15 protein-coding genes are annotated in these 14034 nt (G+C 72.9%); 9 read left to right on the top strand and 6 right to left on the bottom strand.

Annotated features, from left to right (window positions below):
* Window positions 1-219 precede the first annotated feature (219 nt).
* Window positions 220-1761, top strand: coding sequence for a bifunctional aminoglycoside phosphotransferase/ATP-binding protein (locus ACX9GQ_RS23150; RefSeq protein ID WP_459631976.1), 1542 nt, complete (start codon window positions 220-222; stop codon window positions 1759-1761).
* A 350-nt stretch (window positions 1762-2111) separates the two neighbouring features.
* On the opposite strand, the gene ACX9GQ_RS23145 is transcribed toward ACX9GQ_RS23150, so the two are convergent.
* Window positions 2112-2459 (bottom strand): DUF1491 family protein, encoded by a 348-nt coding sequence (locus tag ACX9GQ_RS23145; RefSeq protein ID WP_459632010.1) that lies wholly within the window; start codon window positions 2457-2459, stop codon window positions 2112-2114.
* A gap of 183 nt (window positions 2460-2642) precedes the next feature.
* On the opposite strand from ACX9GQ_RS23145, the gene ACX9GQ_RS23140 reads away from it, so the two are divergent.
* The gene (locus ACX9GQ_RS23140; RefSeq protein WP_459631975.1) at window positions 2643-3626 is read left to right on the top strand and encodes a hypothetical protein; all 984 of its coding nucleotides are present in this window, start codon (window positions 2643-2645) and stop codon (window positions 3624-3626) included.
* 95 nt (window positions 3627-3721) lie between these two features.
* Here ACX9GQ_RS23140 and ACX9GQ_RS23135 read toward each other — a convergent pair whose 3' ends face one another.
* Complete coding sequence (locus ACX9GQ_RS23135; protein WP_459631974.1) at window positions 3722-3973, bottom strand: hypothetical protein; 252 nt, start codon at window positions 3971-3973, stop codon at window positions 3722-3724.
* Between the two features lie 85 nt (window positions 3974-4058).
* Window positions 4059-4757 carry a hypothetical protein gene (locus tag ACX9GQ_RS23130; protein WP_459631973.1) on the bottom strand — a complete coding sequence of 233 codons (699 nt, stop codon included), beginning with the start codon at window positions 4755-4757 and terminating at the stop codon, window positions 4059-4061.
* Between the two features lie 215 nt (window positions 4758-4972).
* Here ACX9GQ_RS23130 and ACX9GQ_RS23125 point away from each other — a divergent pair, with 215 nt between their 5' ends.
* Window positions 4973-5686, top strand: a complete 714-nt coding sequence (locus tag ACX9GQ_RS23125; protein WP_459631972.1) for a gamma-glutamylcyclotransferase — start codon at window positions 4973-4975, stop codon at window positions 5684-5686.
* A gap of 150 nt (window positions 5687-5836) precedes the next feature.
* Here the strand turns inward: ACX9GQ_RS23125 and ACX9GQ_RS23120 are convergent, their stop codons facing one another.
* Complete coding sequence (locus tag ACX9GQ_RS23120) at window positions 5837-6253, bottom strand: Ros/MucR family transcriptional regulator (protein WP_459631971.1); 417 nt, start codon at window positions 6251-6253, stop codon at window positions 5837-5839.
* Between the two features lie 373 nt (window positions 6254-6626).
* Here ACX9GQ_RS23120 and msrB point away from each other — a divergent pair, with 373 nt between their 5' ends.
* The 3 genes from msrB (at window position 6627) to ACX9GQ_RS23105 (ending at window position 9798) form a co-directional block, all read left to right on the top strand.
* The gene (msrB, locus tag ACX9GQ_RS23115; protein WP_459631970.1) at window positions 6627-7055 is read left to right on the top strand and encodes a peptide-methionine (R)-S-oxide reductase MsrB; all 429 of its coding nucleotides are present in this window, start codon (window positions 6627-6629) and stop codon (window positions 7053-7055) included.
* 83 nt (window positions 7056-7138) lie between these two features.
* Window positions 7139-9253 carry a S9 family peptidase gene (locus tag ACX9GQ_RS23110; RefSeq protein WP_459631969.1) on the top strand — a complete coding sequence of 705 codons (2115 nt, stop codon included), beginning with the start codon at window positions 7139-7141 and terminating at the stop codon, window positions 9251-9253.
* Between the two features lie 104 nt (window positions 9254-9357).
* The gene (locus tag ACX9GQ_RS23105; RefSeq protein ID WP_459631968.1) at window positions 9358-9798 is read left to right on the top strand and encodes a CBS domain-containing protein; all 441 of its coding nucleotides are present in this window, start codon (window positions 9358-9360) and stop codon (window positions 9796-9798) included.
* Window positions 9799-9826: 28 nt separating this feature from the next.
* Here the strand turns inward: ACX9GQ_RS23105 and ACX9GQ_RS23100 are convergent, their stop codons facing one another.
* Window positions 9827-10783 carry a hypothetical protein gene (locus ACX9GQ_RS23100; RefSeq protein WP_459631967.1) on the bottom strand — a complete coding sequence of 319 codons (957 nt, stop codon included), beginning with the start codon at window positions 10781-10783 and terminating at the stop codon, window positions 9827-9829.
* A 227-nt stretch (window positions 10784-11010) separates the two neighbouring features.
* On the opposite strand from ACX9GQ_RS23100, the gene ACX9GQ_RS23095 reads away from it, so the two are divergent.
* The 3 genes from ACX9GQ_RS23095 (at window position 11011) to ACX9GQ_RS23085 (ending at window position 13576) form a co-directional block, all read left to right on the top strand.
* The gene (locus ACX9GQ_RS23095) at window positions 11011-11610 is read left to right on the top strand and encodes a superoxide dismutase (RefSeq protein WP_459631966.1); all 600 of its coding nucleotides are present in this window, start codon (window positions 11011-11013) and stop codon (window positions 11608-11610) included.
* 449 nt (window positions 11611-12059) lie between these two features.
* Window positions 12060-12980 carry a PepSY domain-containing protein gene (locus tag ACX9GQ_RS23090; protein ID WP_459631965.1) on the top strand — a complete coding sequence of 307 codons (921 nt, stop codon included), beginning with the start codon at window positions 12060-12062 and terminating at the stop codon, window positions 12978-12980.
* Window positions 12981-13072: 92 nt separating this feature from the next.
* Window positions 13073-13576: a YcgN family cysteine cluster protein gene (locus ACX9GQ_RS23085; protein ID WP_459632009.1), complete on the top strand. Its 504-nt coding sequence runs from the start codon at window positions 13073-13075 to the stop codon at window positions 13574-13576.
* A gap of 15 nt (window positions 13577-13591) precedes the next feature.
* Here the strand turns inward: ACX9GQ_RS23085 and ACX9GQ_RS23080 are convergent.
* Window positions 13592-14034, bottom strand: a 443-nt coding sequence (locus ACX9GQ_RS23080) for a peptidoglycan-binding domain-containing protein (RefSeq protein ID WP_459631964.1), incomplete at its 5' end; no start/stop codon positions are given.

The following is a 14034-nucleotide window of genomic DNA, read 5'->3' as shown; positions in this document are numbered from 1 at the left end:
TCGCGCCGGACGCCCCGTCGTCCCCGGCCGAAGGACGTGGCATCCTCCCGGTGCGCCACACGTCCGGCCCACGGCCGGCGTCAGGCCGCACACGAGACGAGCCGGCCCCGCCCCTGCCCTGCCCGCCCGCGCGACCACCGGCTTTGGGCACGCCGCCCGGAAACCGCCGCCCAGGAACCCGTCTCCCATGACTGCTGACGCCCATGACCGCTCACGCCCATGACCGCTGACGCCCATCTCGTCGAGGACCAGTCGGCCGTGTTCGCCTTCCTGGCGGAGCCCGCGACGCATGGCGTGCCGGTGACGCGAATCGACACGCATGGCGCGATGGTCGTGCTGGCCGGCCCGGTGGCCTACAAGGCCAAGCGCGCGGTGCGCTTCCCGTTCATGGACTACTCGACGCTGGCGAAGCGACGCGCCGCCTGCGAGGCGGAGGTGGCCGTCAACGCGGCGCATGCGCCGGGGCTCTACCGCGGCGTCGTGGCGGTGACGCGGGAGCCGGGCGGCGCGCTGGCGCTCGGCGGCGCCGGCGAGCCCGTGGAATGGGCCGTGGTCATGCGTCGCTTCGACGAGTCCATGACGCTCGACCGCGTGGCGGAGCGCGGCGGGCTGACGCCCGAGGTCGTGTCGGCCCTCGCGTCGGCCGTCGCCGCCGCCCACGAGGCCGCGCCGGTGCGCGAGGCCGGCCCGTTCCTCGACGCCCTTGGCCGCTGGCTGCAGCAGAACCGCGCGGCGCTGGCCGAGAGCCCGGAGCTGTTCGACCCCGCCGCCGCAAAGGCGCTCGGCGACGCCAGCGACAGCGCGCTGGAGCGGCTCGCCCCGCTGATCCTCGCCCGCGGCCGGGCCGGCCGGGTGCGGCGCTGCCACGGCGACCTGCACCTGCGCAATCTCGTGCTCATCGACGGCGTGCCGACGCCGTTCGACGCCATCGAGTTCGACGAGACGGTCGCCACCGGCGACGTGCTCTACGACCTCGCCTTCCTGCTCATGGACCTCGTCGAGCGCGGCCACGCGGCCGAGGCGAACGTCGTCCTGAACCGCTATCTCTGGTTGAGCGACGCCTGCGACCTGGACGGTCTCGCAGCCCTTCCTCTCTACCTCAGCGTGCGGGCGGTGATCCGCGCCAAGGTGCTCGCGGCGGGCCTCGCCTCGCTGCCGGAGGCGGCGCGTCTGGCCGCCGCCGGGGAGGCACGGCGGTACTTTTCGGCGGCGCGGGCCTTCCTCGCGCCGGCCCCGGCACGGATGGTCGCCGTCGGCGGCCTGTCGGGCACCGGCAAGAGCACGCTCGCCGCCGCGCTGGCACCGGGCCTCGGCTGTCCGCCGGGAGCCATCCACCTGCGCACCGACATCGAGCGCAAGCGCCTCTTCGGCGTGCCGCACACGCAGCGCCTCGGCGCCGACGCCTACACCGCGGAGGCTTCCGCCGCCGTCTACGCCGTGCTGCGCGACAAGGCCGCCCGCGCGCTGGCCGCCGGCTTCGCCGTGGTGGCCGACGCCGTCCACGCGCGCGGCGAGGAGCGCGAGGCCATCGCCCGCGTCGCCGCCGCCGCGGGGGTGCCGTTCCAGGGCCTGTGGCTGGAGGCGCCGGCCCCGGTGCTGCTCGCCCGCGTCGAGTCCCGGACCGGCGACGCGTCGGACGCGGACGCCGCCGTCGTCCGCGCCCAGGCGGACTACCTCACCGGCCCCGCCGACTGGCCGCGCCTGCCCGCCGGCGGCGAGGCCGGCAGCGTGCTGGCGGCAGCGAGGGCGCTGCTTGGGTGAGGGGCCACGCCGGCCCCCTCATCCCCCTCCGCTGCGGTCCGGGACCGTCGTCCGCTTGCGGTGAGAAGGAAACGGCCCCGCCGCCGCCCGATATTGACGCCGCCGGCGTCACGCCCTCCCTTCGCCCCACCTTCGACTGCGGTCGGACACGAAACACGGGCTCCGCTGCCCTTCGCCCCGCTTGCGGGGAGAAGGTGCCCGCGCACGCGCCGGGCTTGCCCGGCTCGTGCTTCGAAGAATGCGGGAGCGGGCAACAGCCCGCGCACGCGCCGGGCTTGCCCGGCTCGTGCTTCGAATAATGCGGGAGCGGGCAACAGCCCGCGCCCGCAGCGGGCGGATGAGGGGCCGGCTCAGCCCTCCGCGAGTTCCAGCCGGGCCTCGCCGCGGCGGTCCTCCACCTCGACGATCCACAGGTCGCTGTCGAAGCGCACCTCGCGCGCCAGCCGCTCCTCGGCGGTGGCCGGGTCGATCGTCTCGGCGTCGTGCAGGCGCACGAAGCGGCGGGCGGGGTCGTCCTCGGCGGCGAGGCTCTGCGGCGCGGGGCCGTAGAGCGCGCAGTGCCCGTCGAGCCGGTCCACCTTCACGAAGATCGCCCCCGCTTCCGCCGCGCCCCGGCGCCGCAGCACGGCATAGGCGCCGTCGACGGCGCAGCGGCGCAGGTAGGCGGACACGAACACGTCCGAACGCAGGCGGCCCATCGCGGCGGCGGTCCCCGACGCCGGCCCGGTCGCCGGCGCGGCCACTCTCCCCCCTCCGCCCGGCGGTGTCGAGCCCCGCAGGGCATGGCGGCGGGGACGGGCCGTTGTGCGATCCCGCACCGACCGGCGCCCCTTCCGCGCTAGGCTTCAGGCTGCCGTCCTCCGTCGTCCCGGATTCCCGCCATGAGGCGCCTGCTGCGTGTCCTCGCCGCCTTCGTCGGCGGTTGTATCGCGAGCTACGTGCTCGTGCTGGTTTGCGCCTTCGCCTTCTGGTCCGTCGTCCCCACGCCGGATCCGACGAAGATGGTCGCCGCGACCGTCTTCCTCATCGTCGGCCCGGCGCTGGCGCTCGTGGGCGGCGTCTGGTGCGCGGCCTGGGCGGCGCGCGGCCGGGCGCCGTGGCCTGTGACCGCCTTCGTGCGCGGGCGGGAGCGGCAGCGGGCGGCGATGGCGGCGGCGGCCGCCGTTCCTGTGCCGGCCGCCAGCGCCGGGGAGCGCGCCATCGGCTGGCTGTTCATCCTGCTGGGCGGCGGGGGCATGGCGCTGGGCGCCGCCGGCATCGCGATCTTCTGGGGCGATGGCGATCCCCGGTTGAAGATCCCGGTGCTGTACCTGCTTCCGGTGTTCCTCCTTGCGGCAGTCGGCTGGCTCGGGCCGGCCTTCCTGGGCGGCATCGGGCTGCTGCGCGGGCGCGTCTGGGGCCGGCCGGTGGTCACGGTCTCGGCCATCCTCCTGCTGCTCCTGGTGCCGGTGGGCACGGTCGCGGGCGTCGCCGCGCTCCTCGTCCTGCACGGCCATCGCCTGCGGCGGCGCGATCCGCCCGGTCGGGAGGCCGTCATGGCCCGCCTTCACGGCGCGCCGGCCGCCGGCCCCGCCACCTGCGAGCACCTCGCGCCGGTGGAGCTGGCCACCGCGGCGTCGGGCATCCGGGTGACGCGTCTCGGCGAACGCCGTGCGCAGGCCCATTGCACAGCCTACCCGCCGTCCCTGCGGCGGCTGCTTCCCGACGACGGCCCTGTCGTCATCGAGGAATGGTTCGCCCCGGAGCGCTCGCCGGACGATCCGCCGCGCCTCGGCCTGCGCTGCACGGCCTGCGGGTCGATGCTCGTCTTCGACGCCCCGGAGGCACAGGCGCGGCCGGCGAAGGCGGGACCGTGGGGCCGCTGAGGGCAGCGGAAGCTCGGCAGGATGCGACCGCATGTCGCAGGGTCGAAAGGGAAGAGAACGGGCGGAAGGGCGCCTGCGAAGGCTGCGCCGGGGCCTCAGCGCAGCGCGAGGTCGTGCACCGTGCGCAGCAGAACCTCGATCCGCGCCCTCAGGGTGGCGATCTCGGCCTTCAGGGCCTCGCAGTCCTCGGCGGGCGCGGGAGCGCTTTCGGAGATCAGTTCCTGCGGCTTTTTACCGACGATCGGGCCCAGAAGGCTGGCCCACTGGCTGGACAGCGTGCGGTCGTCGAGGCTTGCCAGCTTCTGAGCCAGCCGCAAGGCCCGTTCCCGATGTTCGTGTCCGCCCATGGATCGAAATCGTACCCAGAAGCCGGGACTTTGCCATCCGGTGATTTTGGGATGGCGGCGCGGCGCCGCCGTCCCGGCGCCCCCGTCAGGGGCCGAGGATGTTCACCGCGCGCGCGGCGACGAGGGCCACGGTGAGCAGCGAGGCCGTCGACTGCGCCATCATCAGCAGCTTGGCGCGCTGCGACAGCGGCAGCGTGTCGGTCGGCGAGAACGCCGTCGCGTTGGTGAAGGACAGGAACAGGTAGTCGACGAAGCCGGGCAGCCAGGTGTTCTGCGGCGCCCCGGGCATGGACATCTGCGGGAACAGGAAGTCGTGGCCCTCGCGGTTCGGCATGCCGTGCATCGCCGGGCCGCCATGGTCGATGTTCCAGTACCAGAGCGTGAAGATCAGGACGTTCGTGACCCAGATGTTGAGCGCGTCGAGCAGCAGAAGGCGCCCCGGGGCGCTGCTGCCGAGCACGAGCTGCTCGACGAGGCTGATCAGCGCCCCGAAATTGCTGAGCGTGATCAGCGCCGTGAGCGTGATGGCGAGCGTCCGCATGCGCCGGCGGCGGCGCTCCATGAGGCCGGCCTTGGCCGGGTCGCGCTCGCGGGCCGTGCGCTGCGAGCGCAGCGTGTCGAACGACAGCAGCGCGAGCAGCGACAGTTCCAGCGTCGGCGCCAGCCACCAGGGTCCCCAGGTCAGCGGATTGATGACCTTCAGCTGCAGCGCGATGATGATCAGCACCGCCCCCCGGGCCAGCCAGAAGTCGGTCGCACGCTCGTGGAAGACGTGATGGCTCATCGCCGCGTGTCCGTTCCGCCCGCCGCCGGCGGGCTTCCGCCAGACCATGCCGCCCACCCCGCGCCGGTGGCAAGCCATGCCCAAGCTCGAGCCCGGATGCCGTCCGGTCCGGCCCTTCGGCGGCCCGCCCGCTTGCATCGCCGCCAGCGGCCGCATGCAGCGCAGGCCGGCGCGGGGGATGGGCCGGCGGTCCGCCCTCTGTCACAGTGACTCCCATGACCGCCCCGCGTTCCGTCCGCCGCCCCATCGTCGTCGGCCCGCCCGTGCGCCTCGAGCTGCGCCCGGGCTTCGTCCACTACACGGACGCCGAGTACGCCGCGATGACGCAACGCCTGCTGGCCGAGCGGAGCGGGCAGGACCTGTGGCTCTTCGCCTACGGCTCGCTGATCTGGCGTCCCGAGATCGAGCACGTGGAGGAGCGGATCGCCACGGTGCGCGGCTGGCACCGGTCCTTCGGCCTGCGCATCGAGCAGCACCGCGCCACGCCCGAGCGCCCCGGCCTGATGATGGGGCTCGACCGCGGCGGCCAGTGCCGCGGCCTGCTGCTGCGGCTGCCGCCGGACCATCCGGCCCGGCACCTGGAGCGCGTGCTGCGGCGCGAGCTGCCGTTCCGCCCCGCCCACAGCCCGTCGACCTATGCGGTCCGCTGGGTCCGCGCGGTCGCCGGCGGCGAGGCGATCCCCGCCATCGCCTTCGTGCTCAACCCCCGCGGGGGCCATTATGTCGGTCGCCTGCCGGTCGAGGAGGTCGCGCGCACGCTGGCCTTCGCCTGCGGCAATGGCGGCTCCTGCGCCGGCTACCTGCACAACACCGTCGTGCACCTCGCCCGCTTCGGCATCCGCGACCGCGGCCTCGACAGGCTCCACCGCCTCGTGTCCCGCGAGCGCGAGGCCGCCGGCCTGCCCCTGCCCGACGACCTCGCCCCCTGAGGCCCGACCGGCCGCCCGCCCTCGGCCCGCTGCCCACGCTCCGCCCATCCCCGTCCTCGGGACAAGGCTTCGCGACGCTGGATGACGGCCCCAACGAAAAGGGGCGCCGGCATGGCCGACGCCCCTGCAATCCCGGGTTGTGCGGGACGATTACTTGCGCTTGCGGCGCTGCTGGCCGAGGCCCATCTGCTTGGCGAGCGCCGAGCGCGCCTGGGCATAGTTCGGCGCGACCATCGGATAGTCGGCCGGCAGGCCCCACTTCTCGCGGTATTCCTCGGGGGACATGTTGTACTGCGTGCGCAGGTGGCGCTTCAGCGACTTGAACTTCTTCCCATCCTCGAGGCAGACGATGTAATCGGGCGTGATCGACTTCTTCACCGACACGGCCGGCTTCGGAGCCTCGGCCGGCAACTCCACCGTGCCGGAGGACACGCGAAGCAACGCATTGTGAACCTCGCCGATCAGGGTCGTCAGCTCGCTCGCGGACACGGAGTTGTTGCTCACATATGCGGAAACGATGTCGGCGGCGAGTTCGATATAGTTCGGGGAGGAGTTCGTGTCGGCCATGGCGTTCGGGTCCTTCAGCGGTTACCGCGCATCGAATCGGACTGCGGTTTTGTTACCGAATTTCTCACGTTGATGGAGGCAGGTCTGTCGAAGCCGACGATCCCGGGGCAAACCCGTCGATTTTGATTTGCGGGAAGGGGGACACGAAGCAGATCCGACGCGCGATCAACTTGAATTCGGGTCTATGGCACTTCCGAAGTTGTTGCAATAGAAAAGTTCCTTGAAACCTCTCTTTTTTCTAACCGTCCACCGTCGTTGCTCGCGACATGCTGCAGAGCGAATGAAGAGGCGGGACGATGGTCGCAGTCCCCGCGCCTTGCGGCGCACGGCCGGCGGCGCCATATGACGGCCTCCATCTTCTGTGGAGACGACCATGTCGAACCGGGACGACGGCCCGAAAGTCGTGAAGACCGACGCCGAGTGGCGCGCGATGCTGACGCCCGAGCAGTACAGGGTGACCCGGCAGCACGGCACCGAGCGCGCCTTCACCGGCCCGCACTGGGACGAGAAAGAGCCGGGCCTCTACCGCTGCGTGTGCTGCTCGACGCCGCTCTTCGACGCCGGCACCAAGTTCGATTCCGGCACCGGCTGGCCGAGCTTCTTCGCGCCGGTCGACGCGACCGCGGTGGCCGCGCACGACGACCGCTCGTGGTTCATGCGCCGCACCGAGATCCGCTGCGCGACCTGCGACGCTCATCTCGGCCACGTCTTCAACGACGGCCCCGCGCCAACGGGGCTGCGCTACTGCATGAACGGCAATGCCCTGTCGTTCGAGCCCCGGCGCGGCGACAAGGGCGACTGAGGACGCCCTCCCCGCCGCCGGCTCCACGAAACCGGCGGCGGCCACTCCCGCCGCCTTCCCTGCCTCCACCCGGACGACCCGCCATGACCGACGACACGCCCGCGCCGCCGCCCGCTCCCCGTGCGGAAGCGCGGCCACACACCTCCACCGTGCACGGGCGTGCGATCACCGACGACTTCGCCTGGATCAAGGCCGCGAACTGGCAGGAGGTGCTGAAGGACCCGGCCGTGCTGCCGGCCGACATCCGGGCCTACCTGGAGGCCGAGAACGCCTACGCGGCGCACCTCATGGCGCCGCTCGCCGGGCTCGAGGCGACGCTCGTCGCCGAGATGCGCGGGCGCATCAAGGAGGACGACTCCACCGTGCCCCAGCGCGACGGAGCCTATGCCTACGGCATCCGCTACCGCACCGGCGGCCAGCACCCGCTGGTCTACCGCCGCCCGTCCGGGGCCTCGGGCGAGGCCGACGACCTCGTCCTGCTGGACGGCGACGCGCTGGCGCAGGGCCACGCCTTCTTCGAGATCGGCGACCACCGCCACACCGACGACCACCGGCTGCTGGCCTGGAGCTTCGACGATGCCGGCTCCGAGTACTACACGATCCGCGTGCGCGACACGGCGACGCTGCAGGACCTGCCCGATCTCATCGAGGACACCGACGGCGAGTTCGTGTGGGACAAGGCGGGCCGCTCCTTCCTCTACGTCGAGATGGACGACAACCACCGCCCCCGCGTCGTGCGCCGCCACGTTCTGGGCACGCCGGTCGAGGACGACGCCCTCGTCTACGAGGAGGGCGACGACGGCTGGTTCGTGAACATCTCGCAGAGTTCGTCCGGCGACTTCGCCTTCATCTCCATCAGCGACCACGAGACCACCGAGGTCCACGTGATGGACCGGGCCGACCTGTCGCGCCCGCCGCGCCTGCTGGCGGCCCGCGAGGACGGCGTGCGCTACGAGGCCGAGCACTGGGACGGCGGCTTCGTCCTGCTCACCAACGCCGGCGGCGCCGAGGACTTCAAGATCGCCGTCGCGCCGCTCGACGCCTCGGGCCGCGGCGCGTGGCGGGACCTCGTGCCGCACCGGCCGGGCACCATCGTGCTGAGCCTCATCGCCTTCCGCGACTGGCTGGTCCGCCTCGAGCGCGAGAACGCCCTGCCCCGCCTCGTCGTGCGCTCGCGCGCCACCGGCGAGGAGCACTCCGTCGCCTTCGCCGAGGAGGCCTACGCGCTGCGCGGCATCGAGGGCTACGAGCACGCCACCGACACGCTGCGCTTCGCCTATTCCTCCATGACCACCCCGGCGGAGACCTTCGACTACGACATGCGCACGCGCGAGCGGCGGCTCCTGAAGCGGCAGGAGGTGCCGTCGGGCCACGATCCGGCCCGCTACGTGGCGCGCCGGCTGATCGCCGTCTCGCACGACGGCGCCGAGGTGCCCGTCTCCGTGCTGCACCGGCGCGACATGCCGCTCGACGGCACGGCGCCCTGCCTTCTCTACGCGTACGGCGCGTACGGCCACGCGCTCTCGGCCGGCTTCGACCTGCGAACGCTGTCGCTCGTCGATCGCGGCTTCGTCTACGCCGTCGCCCATGTCCGCGGCGGCACGGAGAAGGGCTGGGCCTGGTACACCAGCGGCAAGCGCGAGAAGAAGCCCAACACCTTCAAGGACTTCATCGCGGCCGGCGAGATGCTGGCGGAAAAGGGCTACACCGCCCGCGGCCGCATCGCGGCCCAGGGCCGCAGCGCCGGCGGCATGCTGATGGGCGCCATCGCCAACTTGGCGCCGGACCTGTTCTGCGCCGTGCTGGCGGAGGTGCCCTTCGTCGACGTGCTGCAGACGATGCTGGACGGCGACCTGCCGCTGACGCCGCCGGAATGGCCCGAATGGGGCAATCCCGGCGCCAGCGAGGCCGATTTCGAGACGATCCGCGCCTATTCGCCGGTCGACTGCGTCAGCGCGCAGGCCTATCCCGCCATCCTCGCCATCGGCGGCCTCACCGACCCGCGCGTCACCTACTGGGAGCCGGCCAAATGGATAGCCACGCTGCGGGCGCGCGCCACCGGCGGCGGCCCCTTCGTGCTGCGCATCGACATGGACTCCGGCCACGGCGGCGCCTCCGGCCGCTTCGACCGGCTGAAGGAGGTGGCGCAGTCCTACGCCTTCGCCATCGCCGCGGCAGAGGGCCGGCTCACGGCCTGATGATCGGTTCGACCGGGGCACCTTGAACCCGGCGGAGAGCGCGCAATATCCGTCGCTGGCCCGTGGATTCTGCACCGTGTGACGGGCCGGCGGAGGGGAAGGCCATGACTGTCGGAGCCGTGCTCAAGACCAAGGACCACAACCAGGGGATCGTTTCGGTCGACGCGTCGACCACCGTCCTCGAGATCGCCGACGTGATCTCGTCGCGCCGGATCGGCTCGGTCCTGGTGCTCGACGCGTCGGGCGGCGTGGCCGGCATCGTCAGCGAGCGCGACGTGGTGAAGGCCCTCGCCACGAAGGGCGCGGCCGTGACGACCATGCGCGCCGACGACCTCATGACCCGCGACGTGGTGACGGCGACGCCCGAGACGAGCGTCGACGAAGCCATGGAGATGATGGACGAGGGCTATTTCCGCCATCTGCCGGTCCTCGAGGACGGCAGGCTCGTCGGCATCGTCAGCATCCGCGACCTGGTGAAGTACCGCATCCAGCTGCACGTGCGCGACGTGAACAGCCTGACGGACTACATCACCCGCGCCGCCTGACGCGTTCGCGCGGCCTCACCCGGCGGGCTCAGGCTGCGCCGGGCGGCCCGGGCGGAGCCAGCGGAATGCCGCCTTCGCCGCGCTCGACGAAGACGCGCAGTTCCTCCATCGAGTGGAAGCGGAAGCGCCCGACCGGCGTTTCCGCCTCGATGGTCCCGTCCGAATACATGAAGTAGGTGTTGTCGCCCGACCTATAGGTCGCGGCCAGCACGCGCTCGCTGCGCGCCGGCGGGGCCTCGGCGGCGGGCTCGGCGGGCGCCGCGTCTCCGGCCGCGGCGAGGAGCGCGTCCTCCCCCGCCTCCTCGACCCGCGCCTCGCGGGCCGTCTCCTCCAGGAACGAGTCGAAGGACCGGTCGTCGGCCTCCTCGGAAACGGTGGTATCCGGCGCGGCGGTGCGGGCCGGCGGCGTCGCCTCGAACTCGGCCAGCGTCTCGGGCGCCAGCAGCCCGTCATCTTCCGAATCGACCTCGGCACGGCGTGCGGAGGCCGCCGGCTCGACCGGCTCCGGCGCGGAGACCGGCTCCGGCCCGGACTTGTCCGAGGGTTCCTCTGTCGCGGGCGTCTCGTCGGCAAGCGCCTCGCGCTCCTCCTCCATCCGCCTGCGGCTGCGCTGCAGGAGCTGGGCGGCGAGGCCACCGGCGACCGCGGCGCCCGCCGCGGTGGCGGCGCTGGCGGCGATGGCGCCCGGCGGCGCAGGGGTCGGGGGCGGAACGGGCTCGGGCGACGGCGCGGTCTCGACCGCAGCCGGGGCCGCGGGTGGCGTGGCCGGGCGCAGCGCGCCGTCCTCGATCAGCACGCGGATGCGGCGAAGCTCGGACAGCATCCGCGTCAGGCCCAGCAGCAGCAGGCCGGCCGTGGTGGTGGAGACGCCCGTCAGCGCGAACATGGTGCCGCTCTCGCTGCGGATGTTGTCGGCCCCCCACAGGGCCAGCGCACCGCCGCCGATCACCAGCAAGGCGGCGACCGCGTTGAGAAAGAAGAGCATGGTCCCTCTGCACCGGCCCCGAAACGAGTCACAACCTATAGGCGGGGTCGGCCCCTGCCAACCGGGGGCACGCGGGTGTCACCGGCGAGACTACGTCTTTCTACCGACGGAACGGTTGAAGGGGACCGGCCGGGGGCCTACCTTGCGCAGCGACGCGCGGCCGGTCGCCGCGCCGTTCCCGCTCGCCAGCGACCGCTGGACAAGAAGACGCGAACCAGGAGCCTGCGATGACCTTCTCCCTTCCCGATCTGCCCTACGCCCACGACGCGCTCCAGCCGTTCATGTCGCGGGAGACGCTCGAGTACCACCACGACAAGCACCACCTCGCCTACGTGAACAACGGCAACAACCTGCTGAAGGGCACGGAGTGGGAGGGCAAGTCGCTCGAGGAGATCGTGAAGGGCTCGTTCGGCAAGAACGCCGGCCTCTTCAACAACGCGGGCCAGCACTACAACCACCTCCACTTCTGGAAGTGGATGAAGCCGAACGGCGGCGGCAAGATCCCGGGCGCGCTGGAGAAGGCGCTGGTCGACGGCTTCGGCTCGGTCGAGAAGGCCAAGGAGGACTTCATCGCCGCCGGCACCACCCAGTTCGGCTCGGGCTGGGGCTGGCTCGCCGTGAAGGACGGCAAGGTCGTGACGATGAAGACGCCGAACGGCGAGAGCCCGCTGGTGCACGGCGCCACGCCGATCCTCGGCGTCGACGTGTGGGAGCACTCCTACTACATCGACTACCGCAACCGGCGCCCCGACTACCTGAAGGCGTTCGTCGACAGCCTCGTGAACTGGGAGTACGTGGCCGAGCTCTACGCCGCCGCCACGAAGTGACGCCTGCCTGAGAACCGGGCGGCGCCGGCCGAGGCCGCGCCGCCCGTTTCCTTTTGCGCGATCGGCCAGGGCACAGCGGCCGGGCTCCCGGCTCCTAGTCCGAAGGATGCGGGCTGCGGCCCTTGCCCCTCATCCGCCCGCGGCGCGGGCACCTTCTCCCCGCGAGCGGGGCGACGGGACCGGCGTGGCACCGGCCTGCGCCCGCCCCCGACCGTGTCCCGCGAGGCCGCGACGGCGCCGCCGAGCCCTTCTCCCCGCCGCGTGGGGAGAAGGTGGCGCGCAGCGCCGGATGAGGGGTGGCTCCCGCCGGGCCCGGTCCCGAAGCCTTGCATTGCGTTTCTTGCATAGCCCTGCGGTGAGCCGCGCGGCTGACGCAGCATTACGCGCAATTCATTTGGCGCGGCGCCGGAACTCGTCCCTCTTCAAGGGGCCGTTCGGGGGAGCGCAACATGAAGCCCGTCCTTCTTCGCCTGCACCGCTGGATCTCGCTGACCTTCGCGCTGCCGCTGGCGGTGGTGATCGTGACCGGGCTCATCCTGTCGTTCGAGCCGATCGTGCAGGCCGGCTGGGTGCGGCCGGGGACGGTGACCCTGCCGGCCATCGAGGCGCTGCTCGCCAAGGCGGATCCCGGCGGCACGGCCGGCGGCATCGCCATCAGGCCCTGGGAGGGCACCGTCACCATCGGCGGCGGACCCGGCCAGCCGGGGCGGACCTTCGATCTCGCGACCGGCGAGCCGGCCACGACGGGCATCCTGACGACGCTCTTCAACCAGTCGCGCGGGCTGCACGAGCGGCTTATCGGCGACCTCGGCTGGCTCGTCACCGCCTCGACGATCGCCATGCTGGTGCTGATGGCCATCGGCGTCCTCATGGGCCTGCCCCGCCTGCGCAACAGCCTGTCCGGCTGGCACAAGGGCACGGCGTGGATCCTGCTGCCGCTGCTGGTGCTGAGCCCGCTCACCGGCCTCGCACTGGCCTTCGGCATCACGCTGCAACCGCCGCGCGAGCCGCTGCCGCCCGGCCGCGCCACCCTTCTGCAGGCCGTTCGGACGGTGGCCGCCGACGGCGACCTCTCCGCGCTGAGCTCGATCCGCCGCCGCGGCCCGGTGATGATGGCGCGGGTGTGGAAGGGGCAGGAGCTCGTCGCCTACGCCGTGACGCCGCAGGGCCTCTCGCCCCTCGGCCGCAACTGGCCGCGGCTGCTGCACGAGGGCAACGGCTTCGGCGTGTGGACCGGGCTCGCCAACGTGATCACCTCGGTCGGGCTGGTGCTGCTGCTCGTCACCGGCGTCTGGATCTGGACCCGCCGGACGCTGCGGCGGCGCACGACGCCCGCCCGCCCGCGCGTCGCCAGGGCGGAGGCGGCCTGAACCAGGGGTCCGTCCCTCCCGCCCCTTCCCCGGGCGGCCGGGATGCTCTAAGGCGGCGGCCGGAGGCTCCGATGGCCGCACGCAAGACCGACATGCCGCCCCCGTCCGCGTCGCCGGAGACGCCGGCGGACCCCTTCTGGCGGACGACCCCGCTCGAGGCAATGACCCCGCAGCAGTGGGAGAGCCTGTGCGACGGCTGCGGCCGCTGCTGCCTCGTCAAGCTGGAGGACGAGGAGACGGGCGCCATCCACGCCACCGACGTCGCCTGCCGTCTGTTCGATGCCGGCACCTGCCGCTGCTGGGACTACGAGAACCGCACCACCGTCGTGCCGGACTGCGTGGGGCTGACGCCCGAGGCCGTGCGCACGCTGCGCTGGCTGCCGCCGACCTGCGGCTACCGTCTCGTGGCCGAGGGCAAGGACCTTCCGGCCTGGCATCCGCTCGTCTCGGGCCGCCCGGAGAGCGTCGCGGAGGCCGGAGTCTCCGTGCGCGGGCGCGTCCACGCAGGCGAGGACGACGTCACGCTCGACGAACTGGTATCGCGGATCCGGCGCTGGCCGCTGGCCTGGCCGAAGCGGGCGAAGCGCCCCCGGTAAAGGCTGCCGCCCGGCCTACTCGATGGCGATGCCCGAGGCCGACGCGAGCTCGCGCGCCGTGCGGCCGGCCGGCTGCCCGGTCACCGGCAGCTTGCGGTCGCGCTCGAAGCGCTCGATGGCCTGCCGGGTGCCGGCGCCCATCAGGCCGTCCGGCTTGATGGGGCCATAGCTCAGCTTGTTCAGGGCGCGCTGCGCCGCGAGCACGCTGCGGTCGGGCTCGGCCGCCGGGGCGGCGCCGCCCTTCAGCATGTCGGCGATGGGATCGCGCTGGACGGTCGGGATGGGGGCCGGCGGCACGGGCGGGGCGGACGCCGCCGTCACGGAGGCCGGCTGGGTCGAGGCCGTGGCGGGCACGTTCGACGACTGCCGCTGGATGCGCGGCGGCAGCGGCACGGCCGCCGTGCGCTCGTCGGACGCGGCGGTCTGGGCCGCGGGCGCGGCGGTCGTCGCGGGGGCCG

The organism is Alsobacter sp. R-9, from assembly GCF_054612375.1.
The sequence above is the reverse complement of the archived record's forward strand: the minus strand, read 5'-3'. Positions and strand labels throughout refer to the sequence as shown.